Source organism: Pseudomonas sp. KUIN-1 (assembly GCF_009176725.1).
GTDB classification, from domain to species: Bacteria; Pseudomonadota; Gammaproteobacteria; order Pseudomonadales; family Pseudomonadaceae; genus Aquipseudomonas; species Aquipseudomonas fragariae.
Genome location: NZ_AP020337.1, coordinates 3,786,436 through 3,812,940 on the forward strand (window position 1 = coordinate 3,786,436; position 26,505 = coordinate 3,812,940).

Below are 26,505 nucleotides of genomic sequence, written 5' to 3' on the forward strand. Positions count from 1 at the left end.
TGTAGTCCATGAACCTCATGGCCGCAGCCATCGGTCGTGTATTTGATGCCGCCGTATCAACGAAACAGCTCGCTTTTGACCCGCTCCAGCATGAATCGGCTCGATTCATCTGCGCGCTCCTCCCAGGCAAAGACAGCCACTGTGGCAATACCGTCGAAATTGATATCCCGCAACGTTGAGAAAAATGCTTCCCAGTTCACCTCGCCCTGGCCGATGTCCAGGTGCTGATGCACCGTCGCCGTCACGCCGGGCGGGTTGACGATGTAGCGCAGGTTGGAAGAAGCACGGTGATTATAGGTGTCGGCAATGATCAGATGCGTGAGCTTGTCGCCGGCATAGCGCAGCATCGAAGCGATATCGCCAACGCCATCGTCGTAGAAGAAAGTGTGTGGTGCCGCGTACAGGTAGTTGATCCAGTCCCGATCGAGCCCGCGAATGATATCCACCGACTCGTTGTTGCGCTCGCAGAAATCGTAGGGGTGCGCCTGAATATCGAGCTTTATGCCTTCGCGCTCGAAATGCGGCATCAGTTCATCCATGGATTTCATAAACTGGTTTTCACAGACCAGCGCATGGTCGGATTGCCCGCTGAACTCGGTATTCATCAGGTCGCAGTCCATTTCAACGGCGACCTGAATGGCACGTTTCCAGTTGCGAACCGCTGCAATACGCAGGTCTTCATCTGGCGCAGCCCAGTGGTACAGCGGCAGCAACGAGGAGAGTTTCACCCCGGCATCGCTCAGGGCCTTGCGAAACTCCCTGATCCGCGCCCGATCCACCCGTGGGTATTTGTAAAACGGCATGAAATCTTCACGCGGCGACAGCTCGATGTAGTCATAACCCAGCTCGGCGGTTTTATCGACCATTGCCCCCAGAGACAGATGGCGATACATGTAAGGGTCCAATGCAATACGCATGATGCCTCCTTTTATTCCTTTCAAGAGATGTATTGGTTAACCGCAAGATGGTCAGCTATAGAACACCGGACGCATGGCGAGGGTGATCGGCACGACTGCGCCCGTGTTCTGCGCCAGCACGCAGGCATCGGCGGCCACGGCAGCGGCATAGCCGTCCCAGGCCGAAGGGCCGTAGAGGGTCCCCCCTTTTACGCCGTCGATGAAGTCCTGCAACTCGACGTCGTAGGCAGCGATGAAGCGGTCTTTCCAGTCCATCAGAATCGCGTTGGACAACTTCGCTTCGCTGCGCAACTGGACCTGAGAGGGCTCCGGCAGTCTGGCAATACCCGTCTCACCGACGACTTCACACTGGATGTCGTAGCCATACTGGCAATTGACGAATACTTCGACGTCGATGCGTGTGCCCTTGACCGTTTCCAGCATCACGATCTGCGGGTCCTTCAGGTGCGCCAGGGCCTTGCTAGTCTTGCGCGGGAATACCACCTGCACCGACACGTAGTCATCGTCGAGCAGCCAGCGCAGTACGTTGAGTTCGTGAATAAGCGTATCGGTGATGGCCATGTCGGTCTTGTAATTCTCGCCCACACTCGGGTTGCGGTGCGCGCAGTGGAGCATCAGCGGCTCGCCGATCTGGCCGCTGTCGATCGCTGCCTTGAGCGCGCGATAGCCCTGGTCATAAGGGCGCATGAACCCCACCTGTACCAGACGCCTGCCACTGGCGATCTCGGCTTCGACAATATGCCGGCAGCCTTCGGCAGTAACTGCCAGCGGCTTTTCGCAGAATACCGGCTTGCCCGCAGCGATGGCCGCCAGCACATATTCTTCGTGACTGGGCCCCCAGGAGCAGACCAGTACCGCCTCGACATCCGGCGCGGCGATCAATGCATGCCCGTCGGCATACACTTCCGCGCCGAGATCCAGATCGCGCACCACCTTCGCTGCCTGTTCGAGATTGATGTCGGTGACGGCCACCACCTGACTGCCGACCAGCGTCTTGCTGCAGCGCCGGATATGATCCTGACCAATTGCGCCTGTACCGATCACGCCGAGTTTCAATGCCATTTTCATGTTCCTTTTTTGTTATTGGATATACCCGTGAACGGTTCACGAGCGCTGAACGATAAAAGTGATCAGTACTGGCGAGCCTTGGCCAGCTCGCGGTTGAGCTTCTCGTACACCTGAGCGGTGGTGCCGGTGGTCGACACTTCGGCAACCCCGACACGCCACCACGACAGGTATTTGTGGATCATGGTCTTGGGCAGGACCTTGATGTCGATCAGCGTCGACACCGTCTGACGTTGCGCATCGGCCAGTGCGTTGCGCAGTTGGTCGGCCGTACTCACCTTGTAGGTCTTGCAGCCATAGGCGGCAGCACTCATGGCGAAATCCACCGGCACGAAGTCACCGTCGAGCCTGCCTGTGTCCGGATTGCGGAAACGGAACTCGGTGCCGAAGCTGTTCATGCCGTGCTCCATCTGCAGATTGTTGATGCAGCCGAAAGTCATGTTGTCCAGCAACACCACGTTGATCTTGCGCCGCTCCTGGATGGAGGTCGCCAGCTCGGAATGAAGCATCATGTAAGAGCCGTCACCCACCAGTGCAAACACTTCCCGATGCGGCGCCGCAAGCTTCACGCCCAGTGCGGCGTTGACCTCATAACCCATGCACGAATAACCGTATTCGACGTGATAGGTATCTACTCCGGTACTGCGCCAGGCGCGCTGCAGATCACCCGGCAAGCTGCCCGCTGCTGCAACGATCACAGCATCGGCAGGCAGGCTCTGGTTGAGGATGCCCAACACACCACTCTGAGTCAGGCACGAACCGGTCAGCTCGATGAACTCGCGCAGCACCGCAGGGTCCAGGTGATCGTTGATTTCCGGGACAAAATCCTCGTTCTGGTACTCGACCGCGTACAGGCGATCCACCTCGGCATGCAGCTCGGCACGTGCCGATTGCGGTGCATCGCCCCAGGCCGCACGATAACCTCTGGCTTGCAGGCTTTCGGTCAGCGCCTGCAATGCCGTCTGCGCATCAGCCAGCACCTGCACACCGTCCAGTTTCTGCACATCGAAGGCACCGACATTGAGGTTGAGAAACTGCACATCCGGGTTCTGGAACAGCCATTTCGACGCGGTGGTGAAATCGCTGTAACGGGTGCCGACGCCGATGATCAGGTCAGCCTCTTTGGCCAGCCGATTGGCTGCCAGCGTGCCGGTTTCGCCGATGCCGCCCATGTTCAACGGGTGCGCCGAAACGATGGCACTCTTGCCGGCCTGGGTTTCGGCGAACGGGATATCGAAGCGCTCGGCAAAGGCTTGCAAGGCATCCGCCGCACCGGAGTAACGCACCCCGCCGCCGCAGATCAGCAACGGCTTGCGCTTGCCGACAAGTAGTTGCAACGCGTCGTCAAGCATGGCCTTGCTTGGCGGACGCCGGTCGATACGGTGCACGCGTTTTTGCAGAAAGCTGTCCGGGTAGTCGTAGGCTTCAGCCTGCACATCCTGAGGCAGCGCCAGGGTAACGGCACCCGTATCGGCCGGGTCGGTCAGTACACGCATGGCATTGAGCGCAGCGCTCATCAACTGCTCGGGACGGTTGATACGGTCCCAGTATTTGCTCACCGCCTTGAACGCGTCGTTGGTGCTGATGCTCAGGTCGTGAAACTGCTCGATCTGCTGCAGCACCGGATCGGGCTGGCGGCTGGCGTAGACATCGCCCGGCAACAGCAGCAACGGAATGCGGTTGGCCGAGGCCGTTGCCGCAGCGGTGACCATGTTCGCCGCGCCAGGGCCGACCGATGAACTGCACGCGTAGATCTTGCGACGCAGGTGCTGCTTGGCAAAACCGATGGCGGCGTGGCACATGCCCTGCTCGTTACGGCCCTGATGGACCACCAGGTCGCCGCTGTCCTGCTCCAGCGCCTGCCCAAGCCCCAGCACGTTGCCATGCCCGAAAATGGTGAAGATGCCAGCGACGAATTTGCTCTGTACGCCATCGACTTCGACGTACTGGTTATCGAGAAACTTCACCAGGGCCTGGGCCATGGTCAGTCGGGTTGTACTCATGTTCGCACCTTGTTCTTGTTTGAAGTGGCCAGGGTTTGAGGTGGCCTGAAGGCTGAAGTCAGTGCCGCTGCGAAACGGCTCGTGACAAATGCGTCATGCTTGCCGCTATTGCCTGAGGAATGTCATCCAGCGCGTGAACGCTTTCGGCAAACGGTTCGAACGACAGATACCCCTGATAGCCACTGTCCAGCAAGCGCTCGATCTGTGACGCATTGCCCAGAATGTCGCCTTCGCCGACCAGCACGCGATGGCCATCGCGAATGCTGTTGAGCGGTGTCTGCGCATCCTCGACACCGGAGATATGTACCAGCCCGGTCAGCTCCGGGAACAGCTCGACCTCGCCGGCCAGATGGTGATGAAAGGTGTCGTGAACCAGCCGGTAAACATCCAGCCCGCCCACAGCTTTGATCGCATCCACCGCTTGACGCTTGAGTCTCAGCGAGCACTCCTCAAAGCCGAGCGGTTCGACGAAGCCGAGAATTCCGTGCTCGCGAAGAATCGGGGCCAAGGCAGTCAATGCGGTGCGTAACTCCGCAGCGCGCTGCGCGCTGTTGCGCGGGTCGGCACGGTCATTGAGCGGGCACAGCACCAGACCGCGGGCACCGCAGTCGCGGGCGTACTGCGCCAGCTTCGTCGCCTGGGCAGCGCGCTCTTCATTCCAGACATCGAACGGGTACAGCGCGTTGATGGACAGCACCTGTACCCCCCTGGCAGCACAAAGATCACGGACGACCTCGGGGGCAGTGCCGTCTTCGATCTCAATGCCCTTGAGGTCGTTGCGAATCTCGATGGCATCGGCCCCCAGCTTCACCGCCAGGTCGACGAAACTTTCCAGAGACAGGCGCGGCGCAACCATTCTATTAAGGGCGAAACGCAGAGGGTGGTTCATTGTTTTTGTTCTCCGCAACATTCCATTGATGAATATTATTTGGCAGTCGGCATACTGAACTCGGGGCCTTTGGCGATGCTGTCCGGCCAGCGCTGCATGACGCTTTTGTAGCGGCTGTAAAAACGCAGGCCTTCTTCGCCGTAGGCGTGATGATCACCGAACAGCGAACGCTTCCAGCCACCAAACGAATGCCAGGCCATGGGCACCGGGATCGGTACGTTGATACCAACCATGCCGACCTTGATGCTGCGAGCGAATGCGCGCGCCACGCCGCCATCGCTGGTGAAACACGACACGCCATTGCCGAACTCGTGGGCGTTGATCAGCGCCACGGCGCTGGCGAAATCCGCAACGTGCACAATCCCCAGCACCGGGCCGAAGATTTCCTCCTTGTAGATATGCATCTGCGGCGTGACGTGGTCGAACAGCGTCGCGCCAACGAAAAAGCCCTGCTCGGCACCCGGCACCTTGAAGTTGCGACCATCAACGAGCAACCTGGCGCCCTCTTTGACGCCCTGATCGATGAAACCCTCGACCTTGGCCTTATGCACGGCGGTGACCAGCGGTCCCATGTCCGAATCGGCCTGCATGCCGTTGCCGACCTTGAGCTGGTCGATGCGCGGCAGCAGCTTGTCGACGAGGCGCTGGCCGACATCGCCGACCACCACGGCAATCGAAATCGCCATGCAGCGCTCCCCTGCCGAGCCATACGCCGCCCCGATCAAGGCGTCGGCGGCCTGATCCAGATCAGCGTCGGGCATCACGATCATATGGTTCTTGGCCCCGCCCAGCGCCTGCACGCGCTTGCCGTGGGCCGTACCTTGCTGATGGATGTATTCAGCGATCGGGGTCGAGCCGACGAAGGAAATAGCTTCGATGTCAGGGTGCTGCAGCAACGCATCGACCGCCACCTTGTCGCCCTGCACCACATTGAAGACGCCATCGGGCAGACCGGCTTCCTTGAGCAGGCGCGCCATCAGCAGGCTGGCCGACGGATCGCGTTCGGAAGGTTTGAGGATGAAGCAGTTGCCCGTCACCAGCGCCATGGGAATCATCCACAAGGGCACCATGACCGGAAAGTTGAACGGCGTGACCCCGGCGCAGACGCCCAGTGGCTGACGCAGGTTCCAGTTATCGATACCGCCGCCGATGTTGTCGCTGAAATCGCTCTTCAACAGGCTGGGAGCACCGCAGGCAAACTCGACGATCTCGATACCGCGCACCACTTCACCGCGCGCGTCGGACAACACCTTGCCGTGCTCGCGGCAAATGATCTGCGCCAGTTCATCGTGGTGCTGGTCCAGCAGCTCCTTGAACTTGAACATCACCCGCGCCCGGCGCAACGAGGACTGCTCGGCCCAGGCCGGAAACGCCGCTTTGGCCGCCGCAACCGCTTCATCCACGGTCTTCACACTGGCCAGCGCAACGCGCGCCTGGACCGTGCCGATTGCCGGGTTGAAGACCTCGCTGTAACGCTCACCTTCGCCATTGCTCAGGTGTCCGTTGATGTAGTGGCCGATCACCGGTGACTCGTTCATCTCATGCCTCCAGAACAAAAATGGGAAATCAGAGATCCAGCAGCCAGCTGTGCTGCGGATCGTTGTGGAACTGCCAGGCGCGCGTCGGGCCGGCCATTACATTCAGGTACCAGGATTCGTAGCCATAGGGGACGGAGACCGGGTGGTAGCCCTTGGGCACGGTCACCAGGTCATTGTTTTCCACGGCCATGGCCTGATCGATGCTGCGGTCGTCGGTGTAGACCCGTTGAAAAACGAAGCCCTGCGGCGGGTTGACCTGGTGGTAGTAGGTTTCTTCGAGGAAGCTCTCGTGCGGCAGGTTGTCCCGGTCATGCTTGTGCGGCGGGTAACTGGAGGAATGCCCGGAAGGTGTACGCACCTCGACCACCAGCAGCGAATGCGCCGCTTCGCTGTCCGGCAATATGTCGCACACATAACGGGTATTGGCGCCCTTGCCGCGTACGCTGCGCTTCATGCTGCCCGGCATGATCAAGCGTGCCGGAAAATGTTTGCCGGCATCGCCCGGCGCCGTGCATACGGCAAGCTGCACCGCGCCGCGCGCGACAAACTGCGCCTGGCTATGCGGCGGCAGGTAGACCGCGAATGGCGATTTTTCTTCAAACACCGATTGCCGGTCGCCGATGTTTTCCCAGCTGAAAGCGCCCTGCCCCGGCGCTTCACCACTGACGCTGGCGTGCCCGGTCAGCAGGACCACGCACAGCTCGTTTTCTTCTGCGCTCAGCGGCAGGCTTTCTCCGGACTCCAGGCGGTAGGCGGCGAAGTTCACGTATTCCAGCGAACCGGGGGCCAGCGCTACGACGTCGCGGCCAGTGGATTTGCTCTTGGTCAGCAGATTCATGATTCATTCCTCCTTATCGTGCATCGGCCAGCAGTTGGCGCAACGTGTCATAGCCCTTTTTGGCGTACACATAGCTCGGCGCTACCGCTGGGTCCTGTTCGGCCTCGACCACCAGCCAGCCGCGGTAATCGGCCTGCAGCAACACCTTGAGCAGCGCCGAGAAGTCGATGTCGCCATCGCCCGGCACCGTGAAGGTGCCGTTGATGATGCAGTCGGGAAAGCTCCACAGATTGTTGCGCGCCAGTTGCACCACCGGCTTGCGCACGTCCTTGAAATGCACATGACAGATACGCTGGATGTGCTTGCTCAACACCTGAAGAGGTTCGCCACCGCCCATGTAGCAATGCCCGGAATCGAACAGCAGGCCGACTTCCTCACCGGTCAGCGCCATCAGCCGGTCGATATCCTGCGGCGACTCGACATAAGCGCCCATGTGGTGGTGATACGCCAGACGCACGCCGCGAGACAGGGTAAAACGTGACAGCTCGGTGAGTTTTTCGGCGTATTCATGCCAGGCGGCATCGGTGTGAAAACGCGGTCGTTCGACCAGCGGGATACGCTGCCCCTGAATCGAGTCGGCCACTTCGCCATACACCAGCACCGAAGCGCCATTTTCGGCGAGCAGCTGCACATGTGGGGTGATGGCTTCGATTTCCTCGGCCACCGAACGCCGCGCCAGACGGCTGGAGTACCAGCCGGACACCAACGCCAGATCATGGGGCCGCAATACATCGCCGACACCCTTGGCATCTTTCGGAAACTTGCCGTTGAGCTCGAAGCCCTCGTAACCAATGGCTTTGCCTTCGCTGAGCGCCGTGCTCAACGGGGTTTCTCCGCCAAGGGCCGGCAAATCATCGTTGCTCCAGGAGATCGGATTGATGCCGATGCGGATTCTGGGTGTGGAAGTCGAAACGGGCATGGCTGCACCTTTTTTGTTGTTATCGCGACGTTGTTGTGGCGTCGAAATCCGGAACCAATCAGGCGCGGCTTTCGCGCCAGGACTCGATCAACCAGTTGAAGGTGCTCTGCACCCGACTGATCAGCGTCGCATCGTCTATTTCTCCGGCCATCCAGGCCCGGCTTGGCTCACGGAATATTGTCCGGCCGACAGCAAAGCCCTGGCAGACGCGGCTGTGGCGTGCTTCGGCAAAGCCGGCGGCGAGGTCTTCGACAGGCGCATTGAGCCCGAGCAGTACCACACCGCGGCAATACGGATCGCGTTGCTGGATCAGTTCGTCCAGTTGCTGCCAGACCTGCGCGCTCTGCGCCTCGATCTTCCACCACGCCGGGTAGATGCCCAGGTTGTACAAGCGCTTCAGCGAGCGAAGCATCACGTCCGGGTGAGACGACGGGTGATCCTTGGGCGGGATGATTTCCAGCAGCAACTCATGGCCGCTGACTTTCGAAGCGTCGTAGAGCGCCTTGATCTGCGCTTCCTGCTCCAGGCGCAGCATCGGCTCGTCATCGGGGTGATATTGCACCAGGCACTTGATGATCTGCTCTTGCGGCCAGGCGAGCAGATTGCTACCGATGGAGCGACCGTGCTCGAAGGCCAGCGGCCTTGAGCCCTGTACTTCCACCGGACGCGCTACCCACCAGCCGCGACCGGTTGCGGCGTTGAGTGAATCCTGACCGAAGCGCTGGTCGGCAAGCAGACCGACATCGGCCTCGATACCGCGCTTGCGCAGGTCGGCTTCGACCCGCTCGACCGCTTGCACGAACAACTGCTTGAGCTGGCTGATGCTGCCCAGATCACGCCCGGCCTGTTGCGCCAGTTCGACCAACTGGCCGCGATGATCGAAGGCGAAGATGAACAACTGCCGCCACTGCTTGCGCGGCACGCTGACCTGATGCAGCCGTTGCAGGGCGACATCCTGATCAGGACGGGTGATGGGTTGCGGGCTGTTGAACAGGTAATCGAGCTCGGCCGGGGTCGGCATCGCGGGCGCGCAAGCGTGACGCGACACCACCAGCCCGCCACAGGCATTGGCCAGCTGGCAGCAGCGTTCGTCACTGGCCTCCTTGAGCCAGCCGCTGAGAAAACCGGACATGAACGCATCGCCCGCACCGAGCACGTTGAGCACTTCGACCTGCACGCCGGGGTAGATAGCGCCCTCTTCCAGCCGCGCAGGAATAGCCCCGTGAATCACCGTGCAGCCTTGCGGACCGAGCTTGACCACCAGCGTTGCGGCCGTCAGTTCACGCACCCTGCGCAGGGCCGCGAGCAAATCGGTGGCACCGCCGGCAATCTGGAATTCTTCTTCGGTGCCGACGATCAGGTCGAAACGCGGCAGGATGCGTTGTACATGCTGACTGACCTTCTGATCGGCAACGAACCGGGTCTCGCCATCGGCCTTGCCTGCCAGCCCCCAGAGCACCGGGCGGTAGTCGATGTCCAGCACGCGTTTGACGTCATGCTTCTCGGCATAGTCGAGCGCCTGGCTGCTGGCCTTGAACACCTGATCAGTGGAGAAATGCGTGCCGGTGATCAGCAGCGCCTTGCTGGATGCAATCTGCTGTTCGTCGATATCCTCGGCGCGCAGGGCCATGTCAGCGCAGTTTTCACGGTAGAACACCAAGGGGAAGGTTTCACGATCCTTCAGCCCCAGCAGCACCATCGCCGTCAGGCGCTCGGGGTCGCGCTTGATCGCACTGACATCACAGCCTTCGCGGGCCAGGGATTCGACCAGAAAGCGGCCCATATGATCATCGCCGACCCTGCTCAGCATGGCCGACCTGAGCCCGAGCCTGGCGGTGCCGAAGGCAATATTGGCCGACGAGCCGCCCAGGTACTTGGCGAAACTGGAAACGTCTTCCAGCAGCGCCCCCACTTGCTGCGCATAAAGGTCGACGCCCAGGCGTCCGAGGCAAATCAGATCCAACTGACGCCCAGTGGCAAAGCGTGTCTGGCCCATGGTGGCTCCTGTTATTTTTATCAGCCTGCAGCGCTTGCATCATGTGTACACGCTGCTTTGTGAATGCAGCGTAAAACGTCAAGGCACATCAATCAATATTTTTTCTATAATTATTTTTAGTGGAATATTTTTTCCATACCACCACTCAAGTGCTGGCACACTGCGCACGCGGGTAGGATATAGTCGTCGTTCCTGCCGCAAGGCAGCCTCCACCGTCAGGCCCGCAACGGCATTGCCCTGCACGCCGTTGCCCTGAAAAAGAACAAGCAGAAAGGATGTGAATATGACCAGCGCCGATCAGCCCACTCTGCCCGGGACGAGCGTCGACATGCCGCCGAACAGTGCCGAAGGCTTGTTGCGGCTGATCACTGATGAATACGAAGGCCTGCCACGCCAGCTCAAACGGATTGCCAGCTATATGAGCCAGCAGAGCGACCGGATCATGGTTGACCGGATCAGCGACATCGCCCGCGAGTGCGAAGTCCACCCCTCGGCCATCGTGCGATTTTCCCAGCGCTTCGGGTTCAGTGGCTTCAGCGAGATGCAGGCGCTGTTTCGCGAGGCTTATACGCACAAGACCACGCCGGTGCAGAATTACCAGCAGCGTATCCGCAGCCTGATCGCCAATAAGTCACAGAAAGCCAACGCAGGCGATCTGGCACGCGAATGCGTCAGCGCCACCCTCTCCGGCCTGGAACGCCTGAGTGTCGAGCTGGATGACGATGAATTCGAAAAGGCCGTGGACCTGGTGGTCAACGCCGACAACATCTATGTGGTGGGTGTGCGCCGTTCATTCGCGGTGGCTGATTATCTGGTCTACAACCTGCAACACACCAACAAGCGCATTCACCTGATCTCAGGCCTGGGCGGCAGCTATCGCGAGCAAATGCGCAGTGTGCGCGCCAATGATCTGGTGATTGCCATCAGCTTCACGCCCTATGGCAAGGAGACCCAGCACTGCCTGCGCATCGCCCAGCACCATCAGGCCAAGACGCTGATCATCACTGACAGCAACCTGTCGCCGCTGGCCAAGCGCGCCAACTCGGTGTTGCTGGTCAACGAGGGCAGCTCGTTCGCCTTCCGCTCGCTGAGCGCCACGCTATGCCTGTGCCAGGCACTGTTCATCGCCGTGGCCTATCGCCTGGAACTCAAGGTCGACGAAATACACGAGCAGGTCGGCTTTGATGATTGAGGGCCGAGCCCTCAGGACTTGGCTTCCTCGCCCATGCGCTGCTGGTTCTTCTCGCCCATCTTCTTCGCGCGTTTTTCCAGCACCAGATACACCACCAGTGCCAGCAGCAGCGGCAGCAGGAAGTAGATCGCGCGGTAGCCGATCAACGCTGCGAGCAGGCTGCCCTTGGAGAACTGGTGCGCCAGCAAGGTGATAAACACGGTCTCGAGCACGCCGAGGCCCGCTGGAATATGAGTGATCACTCCGGCGATGCTGCTGATCAGCAACACACCGAGAATCGCCGGATAAAACGCCTTGTCCGGCAGCAGGGTGTAAATCACCGCCGCCATCAACGACCAGTTCAGTGCGCCCAGACTGGCCTGCATCAGGGCCTGCTTCATCGACGGCAGATTGAATTCCTGATCACGGATGGTCCATGAGCGTTTCTTCGAAAACCGGCAGGCCAACAGATAGGCAAAACACATCGCCAACAGTCCGAAGCCGATCAGTTGCAGGGTTGTGGTGCCGATCGACCACTCCTCAGGCAACTCCAGAAAGCGCATCGAAAACACAAAACCGGCCAGCAGCATATAGCCCAGCCAGTTGGTGATCAGGCTCAGGCTGAGAATCCGCGTGATGGTCGAAACGTCCAGCCCCAGTCGCGAATACAAGCGGTAACGCAAGGCAATGCCGCCCACCCAGGAACTGAGATTGAGGTTGAACGCGTAGCAGACAAACGTTACCGGCACGATCTGCTTGATCGCCAATGTGTGCCGGGTGTAATAACGCGCCAACACGTCAAAGCCGCAGTAGGTCGCGTAGCTGGCAAAGGCCACCACCGCCGCGATAGCCAGGGTGCTGGCCTTGTAGGACGCCAACGCCTGTTTCACTTCTTGCCAGTCAAGCTTCTTGACCAGCATAAACAGCAGAACCGGGACGGCGATGAAGAAAAACAGATTGAACGCCCGCTTTGCCCACTTCCACCTGGTTCCCTGCGCACTGTGCGGCGCTGCCTGCGTGGCTTGGGTCATAGGGTTTTCTCCTGATCCATCGGATGGTTGTTCTGCTGCTGTTCGATCACCTTCGCTTCAGGCACTACATCACCGGCACGCAGGGGCTTGAGGCGCACACCGTGAACCGGAAACAAACCGGCAATGGCCGGGAAACGACGCAGGAAAAAGAAACTCAATACGATCATCGGCGCACGCCACCACTGACCACGCGCCGCCCCCTTGAGGCTCATCTGTTTGCTGTGCGCCGCGGCAAGCTCCATAAGATGATTTTGCAGATGCTCATTGAGGGTGCGATCACGAATGAACAGGTTGGCTTCCAGGTTCAGCGCCAGGCTCAGCGGGTCGAGATTGCTGGAACCCACGGTGGACCAGTCCTGGTCGATCAGCGCGACCTTGCCGTGCAATGCACGTTGCTTGTATTCGTGAATGGCCACGCCATCGCGCAGCAGATAGGTATAGGTCAGTCGCGAGCAGACCCGCACGAACGGCATGTCGGGTTGGCCTTGCAGGATCAGGGTGACCTTGACGCCACGCCGTGAGGCATTGCGCAGCTCACGCAGAAAGCGGTAGCTGGGGTAAAAATACGCATTGGCCAGGGTGATGCGTTGCTTAGCAGCGCGAATCGCCTCCAGGTACTGCTCTTCGATATCGGTGCTGTGCTCGTCATTGTCGCGCTCGGCGAGCAGCATGCTGGCGTCACCGGCGCGGTCCAGCTTGAGTGCAATGGGCGGCAATTTGTCACGAACGACCTTGCTGAGCATATTCAACGCGCTGTGGTGAATGTCGCCAACAATCGGCCCGCGCACCAGAACGGCGTAGTCCTGTTTGGCCGTCAGACCGGTGTCGGTCATATGATCAACGCTGTAGTTGATGCCGCCGATAAAGCCCAGTTCGCCATCGATCACCACCACCTTACGGTGCAGACGGCGAAACAGATTGGTGCGCATGCCCATGAACCGCGGGCGCGGATCGAACAGCTGAATCTGGATACCGGCGTCGATCATGGTTTTGACAAACGTCGAACTCAGGTCCGAGGTGCCATAGTCATCCACCGTGACGACCACCTTCGCGCCATTCGCGGCGGCTTCGAGCAACGCCTGTTGCAGGCTCTCGCCGATCCGGTCTTCAAAAATGATGAAGGTCTCGATCAGCACTTCTTTGCGCGCGGCACGTATGCATTCGAATACGCGGGCGTAGAAATCCTCGCCATTGATCAGCAACTCTACCGAGTTGCCGTCGCGCCACTGCCCTGTCGTATTGCTCATAAGGTCAACTCCACCGCCAGCGGTGCATGATCGGAAAGGTGCGACCACGGTCGGCTGGACAACACTTTCGGCCGGTGCGAGGTCGCATTGCGGACATAGATCCGGTCCAGGCAGAGCAAGGGCCAACGGGCCGGAAAGCTTTTGGCTGGCGCCCCGAAGCGCTCGACGAAAACCTCATGCAGCCCACTGCCCTGCAGCGACGCATCGGCGCGCTGGCGCCAGTCATTGAAGTCACCGGCAACGATCACCGGCTCGCCCTCGGGAATACGTGCCATCAGCTCGTTAAGCAGTTTGAACTGTTGACGCCGATGGCTTTCACGCAACCCCAGATGCACACAGATCGCATGTACCCGGCCCGCATGTGGCACGTCGAGAATGCAGTGCAACAACCCGCGCTGCTCGGTGCCATGAATGGAAATGTCGAGGTTTTCATGCTGGATGATCGGGTATTTGGACAGCAACGCGTTGCCATGATCGCCATCCGGATACACCGCATTGCGGCCGTAGGCAAAATCATTCCACATGCTGTCGGCCAGAAACTCGTACTGCGAAATCGTCGGCCAGTCCTTGACCCTGCGCGCGTGGCTCTGCTGTTCGCCGTGCACTTCCTGAAGAAACACAATATCGGCCGATACAGTGCGCACAGCTTCACGCAACTCCGGCAGAATGAAGCGGCGATTGAAAATGCCAAAGCCCATGTGCATGTTCATGGTCAGTACATTCAATGAAACACTGGCGGACACAGGTGTTGCTGGGCCGACAGGCGGATTGGCACTGGTCAAGACTTGCTCCCGGGTGAATATTCACGGCATATGAAGCCACCCGTGGGCACAGGTTCCGTCGCGTCTCTCACGTGCTGTGTATTTGCCATATTCAATGGCCGGAGATGCACGCGAAAAACTCAGGCCAACATGAAACGCAGGCGCCCGATCGACAGCCTAAGCTGTCTACCAGACCTGCAAAAAAAAGAGACAAGGAATCAAACCGTGGATGTATCGACTTCTCAACGCTACACCGCCCGGGCCAGATGGCTGCACTGGGTCATGGCCATTCTGATCGTGCTCGCCTACACCCTGATTCTGAGCCGCACTCAGTTCGGCAAGGGCTCTGAATACCGCTTGCTGGTTGTGCAGAGTCACTACTGGGTCGGCATTCTGATTCTGATCATGGCGTTTTTCCGTGTCGCCGAGCGTCGACGCCATCGTCCGCCCGGCATCACACCGCCACTTGAGGGGGCGTTGCGCATTGTCGCGACCCTGACCCATTACGCGCTGTATGCGTTTCTGCTTGCCCAGCCTTTACTGGGACTGCTGACGGTGATGGTGGAAAAAGGCGCGCTGCCCATCCCCCTCACCGATCTGCAGATTCCCTGGCCGCTGGCCACCTCGGACCACCTGGCCGAGACGTTCGAAGACCTGCACAAGTTGCTGGGCTCGATCTTCTACTATGTCATCGGTCTGCATGTGATCGCTGCGCTCTGGCACCATCTGGTGCGCAAGGACAATACCCTCAAGCGCATGCTGTAATTCAGGACGCTGACAGAACCCGGGCAAGCGTGGCTTTCACCTTGCCCATTCCGTCGCGCAAGGCCTGTTCGATTTCCGCCATGGTAATGACGGTGGTCGACTTGCCCGCTGCCGGATTGACCACCAGCGCCAGGCAGGCGTATTCAAGCTCCAGCTCACGCGCCAGCGCGGCTTCGGGCATGCCAGTCATACCGACGATGTCGCAACCATCACGCTCCAGGCGGATGATTTCGGCAACGGTCTCCAGACGCGGTCCCTGGGTACAGGCATAGACGCCCCGATCAGAGAACGCGCATCCTTCAGTAGCCAGCGCCGCAATCAGCCGGGCACGCAGTGGCTCGCTGTACGGATAGCTGAAGTCGATGTGCGTGACCTCTTCCAGGTCATCGGCAAAAAACGTGTGCTGACGACCGCTGGTGTAGTCGACCAGATCATGCGGCACACAGAAATGACCGGTGCCCATGGCCGGATGAATGCCGCCGACTGCGTTGACCGCAAGAATCGCTTCGGCACCTGCCTGCTTCAGGGCCCAGATATTGGCCCGGTAGTTGACCTGATGCGGCGGCAAGCGGTGCGGGTGGCCGTGGCGCGCCAGAAACATCACTTCGCGACCGGCATAGTCGCCGATCTGGATTTCGCCGGAAGGTGCGCCATAAGGCGTGTTCATCGGCAGGGATTGCCGAATGTTCAGGCCTTCGAGCTGGGTCAGGCCAGTACCGCCAATAATCGCGTAAACAGTCATCGCAAATCCTTAATCGATCAGTTGAGCAGCGCGCAGAGCCTGGAGCGCGGCCTGCCAGCGCGGGTGTTGCCGATAGTCGGTACTGGCCGACGCCAGACCGCGCATACGGGCGATACGTGGCGAAGGCTTGACCTTCAGGCGCTGCGCAGCGCCCAGCGCAAGCTCTGCGGCCGCGCGGTCGTTGCACACCAGGCCCATGTCGCATCCGGCTGTCAGCGCTGCCTCGATACGGCTGGCCGCATCCCCGACGACATGAGCGCCGGCCATCGACAGGTCGTCACTGAAAATAACACCGTCAAATTGCAGTTCGTCGCGCAGAATGTCCTGCAGCCAGCGCCTTGAAAAGCCAGCGGGCTGCGAATCGACTTTCGGGTAGATGACATGCGCCGGCATCACTGCAGCCAGCTGCTGACTCAAGCGTGCAAACGGCACCAGATCGCTGGCGCGGATCTCTTCCAGGCTGCGCTCGTCATTCGGGATAGCCACATGAGAATCGGCTTCAGCCCAGCCGTGACCGGGAAAATGCTTGCCGGTGGCAGCCATGCCGGCGGCGTTCATCCCACGAATGAACGCCCCTGCCAGCAACGCCGCGCGCTGCGGATCGCCTTCGAACGATCGCGTGCCGACCACAGCGCTGCGCTGGTAGTCGAGGTCCAGCACCGGGGCGAAGCTCAGGTCCAGTCCGACCGCCAGCACTTCGGTCGCCATCAGCCAGCCACAGTGCTCAGCCAGAAGCTCGGCGTCAGGCTTGTCGGCGATGGCGCGCATCGGCGGCAGGCGTACGAAGCCCTCACGCAGGCGCTGCACCCTGCCGCCCTCCTGATCGACGGCCAGCAGCAGGTCCGGGCGCACGGCACGAATCGCGGCGCTCAATTCACGAACCTGACGGGGATGCTCGATGTTTCGGGCAAAGATGATCAAACCGCCCACTTCGGGCTGACGCAAAAACTGACGGTCTTCGCTGGTCAGCCAGGTGCCGGCGACATCGACCATCAGGGAGCCTTGCAGGCCAGAACTCATAGAAAAACCCTTACACACCAGTGCTCGTTCACAATCCGGGCATGGTGCTTGATCCTGAAGCCCGACGCAATCCGACACGCCAGTGCAGCCTGATTCAGGGCAGAGGTTGATTCAAGGCAGAGGCTTCAGGCCTTGGCGACCGCAGGTGTGCTGGTGCTGCTCTTGGTCCGCGGCCTGAGCTGGGCGGCGATCATCGCAGGATCGCTGACGCCGGTGTCGGCGCGCATGCCGGCGGCCAGAAAAGGCACCATCAGGCGCATGACCTGCTCGATGGAGGTATTGACGCCGAAATCGGTCTCGGCAATGGCGCGCAGGGCCTTGATCCCGGACATGCTGAACGCCGCAGCGCCGAGCATGAAGTGCACGCGCCAGAACAGCTCGATGGGCGGAATGCGCGGCGCGGCTTCGTTGACCAGCGTCATGTAGCGACGGAACACCTTGCCATACATGTCTTCGAGGTAGCGCCGCAGGTGGCCCTGGCTCTGACTGAAGGCAAGCCCCAGCAGGCGCATGAAGATCGACAGGTCGTTACCGCTGCGCGGCTGCACCACAAGCGCCTGCTCGACGAGAATCTCCAGCAGTTCCTCAAGGCTTGGCTTGTGTTCGGGTTTCGCCTGGCGGCGCTCCAGTTCGCGATCGAGACTGATGCAGAACGGTCCCAGAAAACGCGAGAACACGGCCTGAATCAACGCCTTCTTCGAGCCGAAGTGATAATTCACCGCAGCCAGATTGACCGACGCCTTGCTGGTGATAAGACGCAAGGACGTTTCGGCAAAGCCTTTCTCTGCGAACAACTGCTCTGCAGCATCAAGAATGCGTTCAACGGTTTCCGACTGGGCCATGGCTCTCTGCCTAACAAACGAACGTTTGAAACATACGTATCAAACGCCTCGATTGTCAAGCCGGACCGTTCATTTTGTGGCCGAACAGTCACGGTAAAGGATGTTAAATGACAAAAGACAGGCATTGCCGAGGTTTTTGACCAGAGGCTCCGACCGGGTTGAACACCGCCTGGCGGCGAAAATGAAATGGATGATTGCCAACGCGCCTTCACTGTATATAATCACAGTCACTGTATAAAAAGCCAGAGCGCCCCTCATGATCAAACTGACGCCACGCCAGGCTGAAATCCTGGGTTTCATCAAACGCTGCCTGGAAGACAACGGGTTCCCGCCGACACGTGCGGAGATCGCTCAGGAGCTGGGCTTCAAATCGCCCAACGCTGCGGAAGAGCACCTCAAGGCCCTGGCCCGCAAAGGCGCTATCGAAATGACTCCGGGTGCTTCACGCGGCATTCGCATCCCCGGCTTCGAAGCGCGGCAGGACGACAGCAGCCTGCCCGTCATCGGCCGCGTTGCAGCAGGTGCACCGATCCTGGCGCAGCAACACATCGAAGAGTCCTGCAACATCAACCCCTCCTTCTTCCACCCCAGCGCCAACTACCTGTTGCGCGTTCATGGCATGAGCATGAAGGACGTCGGCATTCTGGACGGTGATCTGCTCGCCGTGCACACCACGCGTGAGGCTCGCAACGGCCAGATCGTGGTTGCCCGGATAGGCGATGAAGTGACCGTCAAGCGTTTCAAGCGTGAAGGCAGCAAGGTCTGGCTGCTGGCGGAAAACCCTGATTTCGCACCCATCGAGGTCGATCTCAAGGATCAGGAACTGGTGATCGAAGGTTTGAGCGTCGGCGTCATTCGCCGCTAAGGAGACGTTATGCAGTTCCATCAAGCACCGCATTCGCAATTGCCGCTGTTCGAGGCGTTTCTGGCCCAGCCCATCGCCCCGCTGCTCACAAATGCAGTCGAAACGCCTTGGGGCGATGAGCCAGAGCCCTTCAGTGAGCTGTCATTGCGCGGCGCCGCCGGGAACTGCCTCAACCTGCTGGCACCCATCCTTCGGGAGCTGAGCGAGGAACTGGATGCGCGCTGGCTGACACTGATCGCACCGCCATCCAGCCTGACGCAGACCTGGCTGCGCGACGCGGGACTCAACAGGGAGCGGATTCTGCTGCTGCAGCCACGCGGTATACAAAGCGTACTGGAGCTGACGCGCGAAGCACTTCGACTGGGCCGTAGTCATACGGTGGTGAGCTGGATCAACCCGCTGGGCGCCATAGCGCGTCAGCAATTGATCAGTGCAGCAAAAATCGGGGAAGCACAGAGCCTGAACATCCGGCTGGGCTGAGGCCCGGTCGTCGATCAGTGCAGAACGTGGGGTACATCGTCCTTTTCGATTTCGCCTTCAGCCAGGCGGCCGGCCATCTGCACACCCACACTCAACATGGCTTTGGCGACTTCGACATGCTGACCTTGCATGAACGCTTTGGCATCCGCAGAGAAATCAAGCGTTACCAGAGAACCCTCGTCATCGGCACGACGCAGCTCGATACGTCCGTCAGGCAGTTCGACAATTTCCAGGAAAGAGGTAGGCATTGGTACAGTTACTCCGCGATAAGCCGGCATTGTAACAGCCTGCCAGCCCTTACTTCATTGGTTTTCAGCACTCGCTCAGGCCTTCACGAAAACGGATGGCCAACCCTTTGAGTTGTTGACGCCAATTCTCGAGCTCTTCACGTGAGAGTTCAGACTCCGGCTCGGCGTCCAGGTTCACTGCCTGTATCATCGGCTGCGTGACATCACCCTTGAGCTTTTTCGGCGCACGCGGTGGCTCATACAATGCGTTGTAGGCCGCCAGTAGTTGCGCAAGCCATGTCTGGCGATTCTGGGCGAGTTCTACCAGCTCGGCCATTTCGGGAATGGCGATGGCGTTCAGCACTTCCTGCGTCAACAATTCTTCCGCACGACGCGCGCCGGCCTGCGGCAAACGGTAGTAGCCAGCGATCTCGTGGCACAGGCCCAGCAGCGCACCATACAGATGAAACAGCGCGGACTCACGCTCTGCCTGCAACAACGCAGGAGAGTTCACCGCCTGGCCCTTCTCCGCCCTGCCCAACGCTTCGAGCGAGAGCCCTGCGAAATAGATTTTCTGGTTGGTACGGGTATAGAGCTCATGAGCCATGGCGACACTCTCCACAACGATGGGATAGAAAACAGCATAGCCTGTGACGCCTGGACAGTCCGGCGAAACAGGCGGATGCCTGTCGAAAACAGCGCCCGACTCCCTTGAGCCGGGCATTTGCGATCAACGCTTGTCTTCAACCTTCCAGGCGCTGCCGTCGTAGAACGCACGCCAGCCGGTAGGCTTGCCTTCTACTTCGGTCTGGACGTATTGCTCTTTGGTCTTGCGACTGTAGCGGATCACGGCTGGACGACCGTCCGGATCCTTCTTCGGCGCTTCGCAAAGGAAGTGATACTTAGGATCGATTTCGTCCTTGTGCGGGGCGATTTCGATGACCAGCGGCGCGCGGGTTTCGCGATTCTTCGGGAACTGGCTGGCGGCCAGGAACAGACCCGAAGCCCCGTCACGCAGGATGTAAGTATCGTCAACCTTGTCGCACTTGAGCTCCGGCATTTTCACCGGGTCCATCTTCGGCGGCGCCGCGTCGCCGCTTTTCAGCAGTTTACGGGTGTTCTTGCAGTCCGGATTGGTGCAGCCGAAAAACTTGCCGAAACGGCCGGTCTTGAGCTGCATCTCGCTGCCGCACTTGTCACATTCCAGGCTCGGACCTTCATAGCCTTTGATGCGATAAGTGCCTTCCTCGATCTCGTAACCGGTGCAATCAGGGTTGTTGCCGCAGATATGCAGCTTGTGCTTCTCGTCCAGCAGGTAGGCGTCCATCGCCGTGCTGCAGATCGGGCAGCGATGCTTGCCGCGCAGAACCCGCGACTCGGACTCACCCTCATCATCGTCGGCAATTTCGTCGCCGGGGGTCAGATTGACGGTCGCCTTGCAGCGTTCCTTGGGTGGCAGGCTGTAGCCGGAGCAACCCAGGAAAACGCCCGTCGAGGCAGTACGGATCTGCATTGGACGACCGCACACCTTGCACGGGATATCCGTCATCACCGGCTGGTTGGCGCGCATGCCGCCATCAGCGGCCTCGGCCACCTCGAGTTTTTTACGGAAATCGCCGTAGAACTCGTCCAGCACGTTCTTCCAGTCACGCTCACCCTGCGCCACGTCGTCGAGGTTCTCTTCCATCCCGGCGGTAAAGCCATAGTCCATCAGGTTGGAAAAGCTTTCGGACAGTCGCCCAGTGACGATGTCGCCCATCTTTTCCGAGTAGAAGCGGCGGTTATGCAACGCCACGTAGCCACGGTCCTGAATGGTCGAGATGATCGCAGCGTAGGTCGACGGGCGGCCGATGCCACGCTTTTCCATCTCCTTGACCAGGCTCGCTTCCGAGTAACGCGCAGGCGGCTTGGTGAAGTGCTGGCTTGGGTCGAGCTTGTTCAGTTTCAGCGTTTCGCCCTGCGCCATGTCCGGCAGAACATCGTCATCGCCCGGCTTGGCCATCTGCGGCAGTGCACGGGTGTAACCGTCGAACTTGAGGATGCGGCCCTTGGCGCGCAGCTCGAAATCGCTCGCGGCGACCGTGACGGTGGTCGACAGGTATTGCGCAGGCAGCATCTGGCAGGCCACGAACTGGCGCCAGATCAACTCGTAAAGACGCTCGGCGTCACGCTCCATCCCGGTCAGTTTGCTCGGGTGAGTGTTGACGTCGGAAGGACGAATCGCTTCGTGCGCCTCTTGCGCGCCTTCCTTGCTGCTGTAGACGTTGGGCGACTCCGGCAGGTACTTCTTGCCGAATTCGGTTCCGATGTAGTCACGCGCCATGCTCACTGCGTCAGCCGACAGGTTGGTCGAGTCGGTACGCATGTAGGTGATGTAGCCCGCTTCGTACAAGCGCTGAGCCATCATCATGGTCTTCTTCACGCCGAAGCCCAGGCGGTTGCTCGCTGCCTGCTGCAGGGTCGAGGTAATGAACGGCGCCGATGGCTTGCTGCTGGTCGGCTTGTCTTCACGCTTGACGATGCTGTAGCTGGACGCCTTGAGCTTTTCAAGGGCGGCCATGGCCTGGGTTTCATTCAGCGGCTTGAATGCTTCGCCGTTTTCACGCGCCACTTCGAAACGCACATTGGCGCCCTTGGCGGTGCCCAGATCGGCGTGGATCTCCCAATACTCTTCTGGGTTGAACGCACGGATTTCACGTTCGCGCTCGACCACCAGTTTTACTGCGACCGACTGCACACGCCCGGCGGACAAGCCACGGGCGACTTTCTGCCAGAGCAGCGGCGAGACCATGTAGCCGACGACGCGGTCGAGGAAGCGACGCGCCTGCTGGGCGTTGACCCGGGCAATATCCAGTTCGCCTGGCTTGGAAAACGCTTCCTGAATGGCTTTCTTGGTGATCTCGTTGAACACCACGCGCTTGTAGCGGCTGTCATCCCCCCCGATGGCTTCGCGCAGGTGCCAGGCAATGGCTTCCCCTTCGCGGTCCAAGTCCGTCGCGAGATAGATGATGTCGGCATCCTTGGCGAGCTTGCGCAGCTCTTCGATGACCTTTTCCTTGCCGGGGAGGATCTCGTACTTGGCTTTCCAGCCGTGTTCCGGATCGACTCCCATGCGCGAGACCAGCTGGCGTTGCGCCTTTTCTTTCGGCGTCAGTACCGGGCCTTCGCCCGCAGCAGCCTTGCCACGCTTGGCGGCAGGATCTTTGGCGGCACTCGCCGAACCGCTGGTGGGCAGGTCTCGGATATGGCCGATACTCGACTTCACCACGTACTGGTTGCCCAAATACTTGTTGATGGTCTTGGCCTTAGCCGGGGATTCCACGATGACCAGCGATTTGCCCATGGATCAGAAAATTCCTGAATACTAGATGAAAGACAGTGAGGAGCTTGTAAAGGCCACGCTATATATAGTGGCTACAAGGTGAGGTCAAGCACAGCCTGTTGTGCAATCGCCTCTCACGTTCGGGAAAACAGGCTGGGTTCAGCCTCTATCAGAGCAAAGCGCGGGACGTGCTCGCCGTCAACCTCGACCGACTCCAGAAACATGCCCAAGGGACGTACCCACATGCCGAAATCGCCGTACAAAGCCTGATAAAACACGACTTCCTCTTCGGTTTCGGAATGTTTTGCAACGCTGAAAACCCGGTAGTGCGGGCCCTTGTAATGGCGATAGAGCCCTGGTTGCAGTTGCATGTTGCGGTCCCCTTGTAACACGTCCAAAAAATTTGCCTGAAACCATTTTTTCAAAAAACAAAAGCCGGGGCACCAAGCCCCGGCTCGCATCACACTCGGGAATCAGACGCGTTCGAAAACGGTCGCTATGCCCTGACCCAGACCAATACACATGGTCGACACGCCGAAGGTGCCGCCATTTTGCTTCATGACGTTGAGCAAAGTGCCGGAGATGCGTGCACCGGAACACCCGAAAGGATGCCCCAGAGCGATGGCGCCGCCGTGCAGGTTAACCTTCTCGTTCATCTTGTCGAGCACTTTCAAATCTTTCAACACCGGCAAAGCCTGTGCAGCGAACGCTTCGTTGAGCTCGAAGAAGTCGATATCGGCAATACTCAGGCCGGCGCGCTTGAGTGCTTTCTGGGTCGCCGGAACAGGACCATAGCCCATGATTGCGGGGTCGACACCGGCCACTGCCATCGAACGGATCACCGCCATCGGCTGGATGCCGAGGTCCTGGGCACGCTGGGCCGACATGACGATCATGCACGACGCACCGTCAGTGATCTGCGAGGACGTACCAGCAGTTACGGTACCACCTTTGGGATTGAAGGCAGGCTTGAGTGCCGCCAGACTTTCCAGGGTGGTGTCCGGGCGGATGGTTTCATCGTAGTCGAAGACCTTGAGGAAACCGTTCTCGTCATAGCCCTGCATCGGGATGATCTCATCCTTGAACTTGCCTTCCAGCGTTGCCTTGTGCGCCAACTGGTGGGAACGCAGACCGAAGGCGTCCTGCTGCTCGCGGGTGATGCCGTGCATTTTGCCGAGCATTTCAGCGGTCAGGCCCATCATGCCGGAGGCCTTGGCGGCGTGCAGGGACATGTGCGGGTTCGGGTCAACGCCATGCATCATGCTGACATGGCCCATGTGCTCGACACCGCCGATGACGAACACATCACCGTTATTGGTCATGATTGCCTGAGCAGCCGTGTGCAGTGCGCTCATGGACGATCCACAAAGACGACTGACCGTCTGGGCAGCGGAGGTGTGCGGGATCTGGGTCAGCAATGACGCCATGCGCGCGATGTTCCAGCCCTGTTCCAGGGTCTGGTTGACGCAGCCCCAGATCACGTCCTCGACTTCAGCCGGGTCGACCTTGTTGTTGCGCTCGAGCAATTTGCTGATCAGGTGCGCGGACATATCTTCGGCGCGGGTGTTGCGGTGCATGCCGCCCTTGGAGCGGCCCATCGGGGTGCGACCGAAGTCGACAATCACGACGTCTCTTGGATTAAGGCTCATTGGTTCATTCCTCGGAAGACGCTTGACCGAAGAAGCTCTGGCCGTTGGCGGCCATCTCACGCAGCTTCGCAGTCGGTTGATACAGGGCACCCAGTTCGGCGTATTGGTCAGCCAGGGCAACGAATTCGGCAACACCGATGGAATCGATGTAGCGCAGCGCGCCGCCACGAAACGGAGGGAAACCGATACCGTAGATCAGGCCCATGTCAGCCTCGGCAGCGGTTTCGACAATGCCGTCTTCCAGGCAGCGGACCGTTTCCAGACACAGCGGGATCATCATCCAGTTGACGATGTCTTCATCGCTGACTTCGCGCTGCTCGTAGACAATCGGCTTGAGCACGTCCAGCACCGCCGGGTCATTGACCTTTTTGGGCTTGCCCTTCTTGTCCGTTTCGTAGGCGTAGAAACCCTTGCCGTTCTTCTGCCCGAGGCGCTTGGCGTCGTACAGGGCATCGATCGCAGAGCGGCGATCATCTTTCATGCGATCAGGGAAACCTTCGGCCATGACATCACGACCATGGTGGCCGGTGTCGATACCGACCACGTCCATCAGGTAGGCAGGGCCCATCGGCCAGCCGAATTTTTCCATGACCTTGTCGATGCGCACGAAATCCACGCCCGCACTGACCAGTCTGGCGAAACCACCGAAATACGGGAACAGCACACGGTTGACCAGAAAGCCCGGGCAGTCGTTGACCACGATCGGGTTCTTGCCCATTTTCTTGGCGTAGGCAACGGTCGTCGCGACCGCTTCTTCACTGGATTTCTCGCCACGGATCACTTCCACCAGCGGCATCATGTGCACCGGGTTGAAGAAGTGCATGCCGACGAAGTTTTCCGGGCGCTTGAGGGCCTGGGCCAGCAGGCTGATCGAGATGGTCGAGGTGTTGGACGCCAGAATGGTGTTTTCACCCACGTTGGCTTCGACTTCGGCCAGTACCGCCTGCTTGACCTTGGGGTTCTCGACGACAGCTTCGACGACCAGATCGACGTTGCCGAAATCGCCGTAGGACAGCGTAGGACGAATGGCGTTAAGCGCTTCGGCCATCTTCGCCGCGGTCAGACGACCTTTCTCCAGGCGACCACCCAGCAGTTTGGACGCTTCGTTCAGACCCAGTTGAATGGCTTCTTCGCGAATATCCTTCATCAGGATCGGCGTACCTTTGACTGCCGACTGATAGGCAATGCCGCCGCCCATGATCCCGGCGCCCAGTACGGCCGCCTGCTTCACGTCCTTGGCAATCTTGTCGTAGCCCCTGGCTTTCTTTTTCAGCTCCTGATCGTTCAGGAACAGGCCGATCAGACTCTGCGCAGCAGGGGTCTTGGCCATTTTCACGAAACCGGCGGCTTCGATCTCCAGCGCCTTGTCACGACCGAAGTTGGCGGCTTTCTGGATGGTCTTGATGGCTTCGACCGGGGCCGGATAGTTCGGGCCGGCCTGACCTGCAACGAAGCCCTTGGCGGTTTCGAATGCCATCATCTGTTCGATGGCATTGAGCTTGAGCTTGTCCAGCTTCGGCTGACGCTTGGCCGTGTAATCGAACTCGCCGGAAATGGCGCGCTGGATCAGATCAAGGGCGGCGGCCTGCAATTTTTCAGGCGCTACCACGGCATCGACGGCACCGACCTTCAAAGCGTCTTCCGCGGCGTTTTCCTTGCCCGAGGCAATCCACTCGATCGCGTTGTCGGCACCGATAATGCGTGGCAGACGGACTGTGCCGCCGAAACCCGGGTACAGGCCAAGCTTGACCTCGGGCAGACCGACACGAGCGCTGCTGGCCATGACTCGATAGTCTGCGGCCAGGCACATTTCCAGACCGCCGCCCAGCGCGATACCGTTGATTGCCACGACAGTCGGCACGTTCAGGTCTTCGAAATCACTGAAAATCCTGTTCGCTTCCAGATTGCCGGCGACCAGCTCAGCTTCCGGCAACTTGAAGTTGTCGACGAATTCGGTGATATCGGCGCCGACAATGAATGAATCTTTGCCACTGGTGACAATCACGCCCTTGACCGATGCGTCGGCCTTGACCGCATCGACTGCCTGGCGGAACTCATTGAGGGTGAGACGGTTGAACTTGTTGACGGACTCACCCTTGAGGTCGAAATTCAATTCGACGATGCCACTTTCAAGAGCCTTAACCGTGATGGCTTTACCTTCGTAAATCATCAACTGATCTCCACAATATGGAAGCTGAACAATACCCGCCGAACCTCA

The 26,505-nt window shown here is 59.6% G+C and carries 24 protein-coding genes; 4 read left to right on the top strand and 20 right to left on the bottom strand.

Features of this window, described 5'->3' with window-relative positions:
- Positions 1 to 56 precede the first annotated feature (56 nt).
- The 8 genes from KUIN1_RS16765 to KUIN1_RS16800 form a co-directional block, all read right to left on the bottom strand.
- Complete coding sequence (locus tag KUIN1_RS16765) at positions 57 to 917, bottom strand: sugar phosphate isomerase/epimerase family protein (protein WP_011268318.1); 861 nt, start codon at positions 915 to 917, stop codon at positions 57 to 59.
- Between the two features lie 51 nt (positions 918 to 968).
- Positions 969 to 1,979 carry a Gfo/Idh/MocA family protein gene (locus KUIN1_RS16770; RefSeq protein ID WP_011268319.1) on the bottom strand — a complete coding sequence of 337 codons (1,011 nt, stop codon included), beginning with the start codon at positions 1,977 to 1,979 and terminating at the stop codon, positions 969 to 971.
- A 68-nt stretch (positions 1,980 to 2,047) separates the two neighbouring features.
- Complete coding sequence (gene iolD / locus KUIN1_RS16775) at positions 2,048 to 3,985, bottom strand: 3D-(3,5/4)-trihydroxycyclohexane-1,2-dione acylhydrolase (decyclizing) (protein WP_116886931.1); 1,938 nt, start codon at positions 3,983 to 3,985, stop codon at positions 2,048 to 2,050.
- Positions 3,986 to 4,043: 58 nt separating this feature from the next.
- Positions 4,044 to 4,874 (bottom strand): TIM barrel protein, encoded by an 831-nt coding sequence (locus KUIN1_RS16780; protein WP_024638391.1) that lies wholly within the window; start codon positions 4,872 to 4,874, stop codon positions 4,044 to 4,046.
- A gap of 35 nt (positions 4,875 to 4,909) precedes the next feature.
- A complete protein-coding gene (locus tag KUIN1_RS16785; RefSeq protein WP_003403671.1) occupies positions 4,910 to 6,412 on the bottom strand; it encodes a CoA-acylating methylmalonate-semialdehyde dehydrogenase in 1,503 nt (500 codons plus the stop codon).
- 28 nt (positions 6,413 to 6,440) lie between these two features.
- The gene (iolB, locus tag KUIN1_RS16790) at positions 6,441 to 7,250 is read right to left on the bottom strand and encodes a 5-deoxy-glucuronate isomerase (protein ID WP_003403672.1); all 810 of its coding nucleotides are present in this window, start codon (positions 7,248 to 7,250) and stop codon (positions 6,441 to 6,443) included.
- A 13-nt stretch (positions 7,251 to 7,263) separates the two neighbouring features.
- A complete protein-coding gene (iolE, locus tag KUIN1_RS16795; RefSeq protein WP_003403675.1) occupies positions 7,264 to 8,169 on the bottom strand; it encodes a myo-inosose-2 dehydratase in 906 nt (301 codons plus the stop codon).
- A gap of 58 nt (positions 8,170 to 8,227) precedes the next feature.
- Positions 8,228 to 10,165: a bifunctional 5-dehydro-2-deoxygluconokinase/5-dehydro-2-deoxyphosphogluconate aldolase gene (locus KUIN1_RS16800; RefSeq protein WP_116886932.1), complete on the bottom strand. Its 1,938-nt coding sequence runs from the start codon at positions 10,163 to 10,165 to the stop codon at positions 8,228 to 8,230.
- A 283-nt stretch (positions 10,166 to 10,448) separates the two neighbouring features.
- On the opposite strand from KUIN1_RS16800, the gene KUIN1_RS16805 reads away from it, so the two are divergent.
- Positions 10,449 to 11,357, top strand: a complete 909-nt coding sequence (locus KUIN1_RS16805; protein ID WP_003315787.1) for a MurR/RpiR family transcriptional regulator — start codon at positions 10,449 to 10,451, stop codon at positions 11,355 to 11,357.
- Positions 11,358 to 11,368: 11 nt separating this feature from the next.
- Here the strand turns inward: KUIN1_RS16805 and KUIN1_RS16810 are convergent, their stop codons facing one another.
- Genes KUIN1_RS16810 through KUIN1_RS16820 form a run of 3 tightly spaced genes read right to left on the bottom strand, consistent with a single transcriptional unit; the run spans position 11,369 to position 14,396 of the window.
- Positions 11,369 to 12,367 carry a lysylphosphatidylglycerol synthase domain-containing protein gene (locus KUIN1_RS16810; protein ID WP_116886933.1) on the bottom strand — a complete coding sequence of 333 codons (999 nt, stop codon included), beginning with the start codon at positions 12,365 to 12,367 and terminating at the stop codon, positions 11,369 to 11,371.
- Entirely contained in the window at positions 12,364 to 13,614 is a 1,251-nt protein-coding gene (gene clsB / locus KUIN1_RS16815) for a cardiolipin synthase ClsB (protein ID WP_003403681.1), read from the bottom strand. The genes KUIN1_RS16810 and clsB overlap by 4 nt, the downstream gene beginning before the upstream one ends.
- Entirely contained in the window at positions 13,611 to 14,396 is a 786-nt protein-coding gene (locus KUIN1_RS16820) for an endonuclease/exonuclease/phosphatase family protein (protein ID WP_116886934.1), read from the bottom strand. The genes clsB and KUIN1_RS16820 overlap by 4 nt, the downstream gene beginning before the upstream one ends.
- Positions 14,397 to 14,600: 204 nt before the next feature.
- Between KUIN1_RS16820 and KUIN1_RS16825 the strand changes: the two genes are divergently transcribed.
- Positions 14,601 to 15,140: a cytochrome b gene (locus KUIN1_RS16825; protein WP_011268328.1), complete on the top strand. Its 540-nt coding sequence runs from the start codon at positions 14,601 to 14,603 to the stop codon at positions 15,138 to 15,140.
- Between the two features lies 1 nt (position 15,141).
- On the opposite strand, the gene KUIN1_RS16830 is transcribed toward KUIN1_RS16825, so the two are convergent.
- From KUIN1_RS16830 to psrA, 3 genes are all read right to left on the bottom strand, one after another.
- A complete protein-coding gene (locus tag KUIN1_RS16830; RefSeq protein WP_011268329.1) occupies positions 15,142 to 15,882 on the bottom strand; it encodes an S-methyl-5'-thioinosine phosphorylase in 741 nt (246 codons plus the stop codon).
- A 9-nt stretch (positions 15,883 to 15,891) separates the two neighbouring features.
- On the bottom strand, positions 15,892 to 16,890 hold the full coding sequence (gene nagZ, locus KUIN1_RS16835) for a beta-N-acetylhexosaminidase (RefSeq protein WP_172980100.1): 999 nt from the start codon (positions 16,888 to 16,890) through the stop codon (positions 15,892 to 15,894).
- A gap of 137 nt (positions 16,891 to 17,027) precedes the next feature.
- Positions 17,028 to 17,744 carry a transcriptional regulator PsrA gene (gene psrA / locus KUIN1_RS16840; RefSeq protein ID WP_003403692.1) on the bottom strand — a complete coding sequence of 239 codons (717 nt, stop codon included), beginning with the start codon at positions 17,742 to 17,744 and terminating at the stop codon, positions 17,028 to 17,030.
- Between the two features lie 256 nt (positions 17,745 to 18,000).
- Here psrA and lexA point away from each other — a divergent pair, with 256 nt between their 5' ends.
- Both lexA and sulA read left to right on the top strand, forming a co-directional pair.
- Positions 18,001 to 18,609, top strand: coding sequence for a transcriptional repressor LexA (gene lexA, locus KUIN1_RS16850; protein ID WP_003403693.1), 609 nt, complete (start codon positions 18,001 to 18,003; stop codon positions 18,607 to 18,609).
- Positions 18,610 to 18,618: 9 nt separating this feature from the next.
- Positions 18,619 to 19,089, top strand: a complete 471-nt coding sequence (gene sulA, locus KUIN1_RS16855; RefSeq protein WP_003403697.1) for an SOS-induced cell division inhibitor SulA — start codon at positions 18,619 to 18,621, stop codon at positions 19,087 to 19,089.
- A gap of 14 nt (positions 19,090 to 19,103) precedes the next feature.
- Here sulA and KUIN1_RS16860 read toward each other — a convergent pair whose 3' ends face one another.
- The 6 genes from KUIN1_RS16860 to fadB all read right to left on the bottom strand — a co-directional run bounded on the left by KUIN1_RS16860 (position 19,104) and on the right by fadB (position 26,457).
- On the bottom strand, positions 19,104 to 19,337 hold the full coding sequence (locus KUIN1_RS16860) for a hypothetical protein (protein ID WP_003315798.1): 234 nt from the start codon (positions 19,335 to 19,337) through the stop codon (positions 19,104 to 19,106).
- 64 nt (positions 19,338 to 19,401) lie between these two features.
- Positions 19,402 to 19,923 (bottom strand): DUF6586 family protein, encoded by a 522-nt coding sequence (locus KUIN1_RS16865; RefSeq protein ID WP_024638388.1) that lies wholly within the window; start codon positions 19,921 to 19,923, stop codon positions 19,402 to 19,404.
- A gap of 123 nt (positions 19,924 to 20,046) precedes the next feature.
- On the bottom strand, positions 20,047 to 22,659 hold the full coding sequence (gene topA, locus KUIN1_RS16870) for a type I DNA topoisomerase (protein WP_011268332.1): 2,613 nt from the start codon (positions 22,657 to 22,659) through the stop codon (positions 20,047 to 20,049).
- Between the two features lie 113 nt (positions 22,660 to 22,772).
- Complete coding sequence (locus tag KUIN1_RS16875) at positions 22,773 to 23,009, bottom strand: DUF1653 domain-containing protein (protein WP_011268333.1); 237 nt, start codon at positions 23,007 to 23,009, stop codon at positions 22,773 to 22,775.
- Positions 23,010 to 23,111: 102 nt separating this feature from the next.
- Complete coding sequence (gene fadA, locus KUIN1_RS16880) at positions 23,112 to 24,287, bottom strand: acetyl-CoA C-acyltransferase FadA (protein ID WP_003370497.1); 1,176 nt, start codon at positions 24,285 to 24,287, stop codon at positions 23,112 to 23,114.
- 4 nt (positions 24,288 to 24,291) lie between these two features.
- A complete protein-coding gene (fadB, locus tag KUIN1_RS16885) occupies positions 24,292 to 26,457 on the bottom strand; it encodes a fatty acid oxidation complex subunit alpha FadB (RefSeq protein WP_116865997.1) in 2,166 nt (721 codons plus the stop codon).
- Between the last annotated feature and the right edge of the window lie 48 nt (positions 26,458 to 26,505).

Excerpts from the sequence above, each read along its gene's own strand:
- KUIN1_RS16765 (WP_011268318.1), bottom strand. The coding sequence starts at position 917 with ATGCGTATTGCATTGGACCCTTACATGTATCGCCATCTGTCTCTGGGG.
- KUIN1_RS16770 (WP_011268319.1), bottom strand. The coding sequence starts at position 1,979 with ATGGCATTGAAACTCGGCGTGATCGGTACAGGCGCAATTGGTCAGGAT.
- iolD (WP_116886931.1), bottom strand. The coding sequence starts at position 3,985 with ATGAGTACAACCCGACTGACCATGGCCCAGGCCCTGGTGAAGTTTCTC.
- KUIN1_RS16780 (WP_024638391.1), bottom strand. The coding sequence starts at position 4,874 with ATGAACCACCCTCTGCGTTTCGCCCTTAATAGAATGGTTGCGCCGCGC.
- KUIN1_RS16785 (WP_003403671.1), bottom strand. The coding sequence starts at position 6,412 with ATGAACGAGTCACCGGTGATCGGCCACTACATCAACGGACACCTGAGC.
- iolB (WP_003403672.1), bottom strand. The coding sequence starts at position 7,250 with ATGAATCTGCTGACCAAGAGCAAATCCACTGGCCGCGACGTCGTAGCG.
- iolE (WP_003403675.1), bottom strand. The coding sequence starts at position 8,169 with ATGCCCGTTTCGACTTCCACACCCAGAATCCGCATCGGCATCAATCCG.
- KUIN1_RS16800 (WP_116886932.1), bottom strand. The coding sequence starts at position 10,165 with ATGGGCCAGACACGCTTTGCCACTGGGCGTCAGTTGGATCTGATTTGC.
- KUIN1_RS16805 (WP_003315787.1), top strand. The coding sequence starts at position 10,449 with ATGACCAGCGCCGATCAGCCCACTCTGCCCGGGACGAGCGTCGACATG.
- KUIN1_RS16810 (WP_116886933.1), bottom strand. The coding sequence starts at position 12,367 with ATGACCCAAGCCACGCAGGCAGCGCCGCACAGTGCGCAGGGAACCAGG.
- clsB (WP_003403681.1), bottom strand. The coding sequence starts at position 13,614 with ATGAGCAATACGACAGGGCAGTGGCGCGACGGCAACTCGGTAGAGTTG.
- KUIN1_RS16830 (WP_011268329.1), bottom strand. The coding sequence starts at position 15,882 with ATGACTGTTTACGCGATTATTGGCGGTACTGGCCTGACCCAGCTCGAA.
- psrA (WP_003403692.1), bottom strand. The coding sequence starts at position 17,744 with ATGGCCCAGTCGGAAACCGTTGAACGCATTCTTGATGCTGCAGAGCAG.
- lexA (WP_003403693.1), top strand. The coding sequence starts at position 18,001 with ATGATCAAACTGACGCCACGCCAGGCTGAAATCCTGGGTTTCATCAAA.
- sulA (WP_003403697.1), top strand. The coding sequence starts at position 18,619 with ATGCAGTTCCATCAAGCACCGCATTCGCAATTGCCGCTGTTCGAGGCG.
- KUIN1_RS16860 (WP_003315798.1), bottom strand. The coding sequence starts at position 19,337 with ATGCCTACCTCTTTCCTGGAAATTGTCGAACTGCCTGACGGACGTATC.
- KUIN1_RS16865 (WP_024638388.1), bottom strand. The coding sequence starts at position 19,923 with ATGGCTCATGAGCTCTATACCCGTACCAACCAGAAAATCTATTTCGCA.
- topA (WP_011268332.1), bottom strand. The coding sequence starts at position 22,659 with ATGGGCAAATCGCTGGTCATCGTGGAATCCCCGGCTAAGGCCAAGACC.
- KUIN1_RS16875 (WP_011268333.1), bottom strand. The coding sequence starts at position 23,009 with ATGCAACTGCAACCAGGGCTCTATCGCCATTACAAGGGCCCGCACTAC.
- fadA (WP_003370497.1), bottom strand. The coding sequence starts at position 24,287 with ATGAGCCTTAATCCAAGAGACGTCGTGATTGTCGACTTCGGTCGCACC.
- fadB (WP_116865997.1), bottom strand. The coding sequence starts at position 26,457 with ATGATTTACGAAGGTAAAGCCATCACGGTTAAGGCTCTTGAAAGTGGC.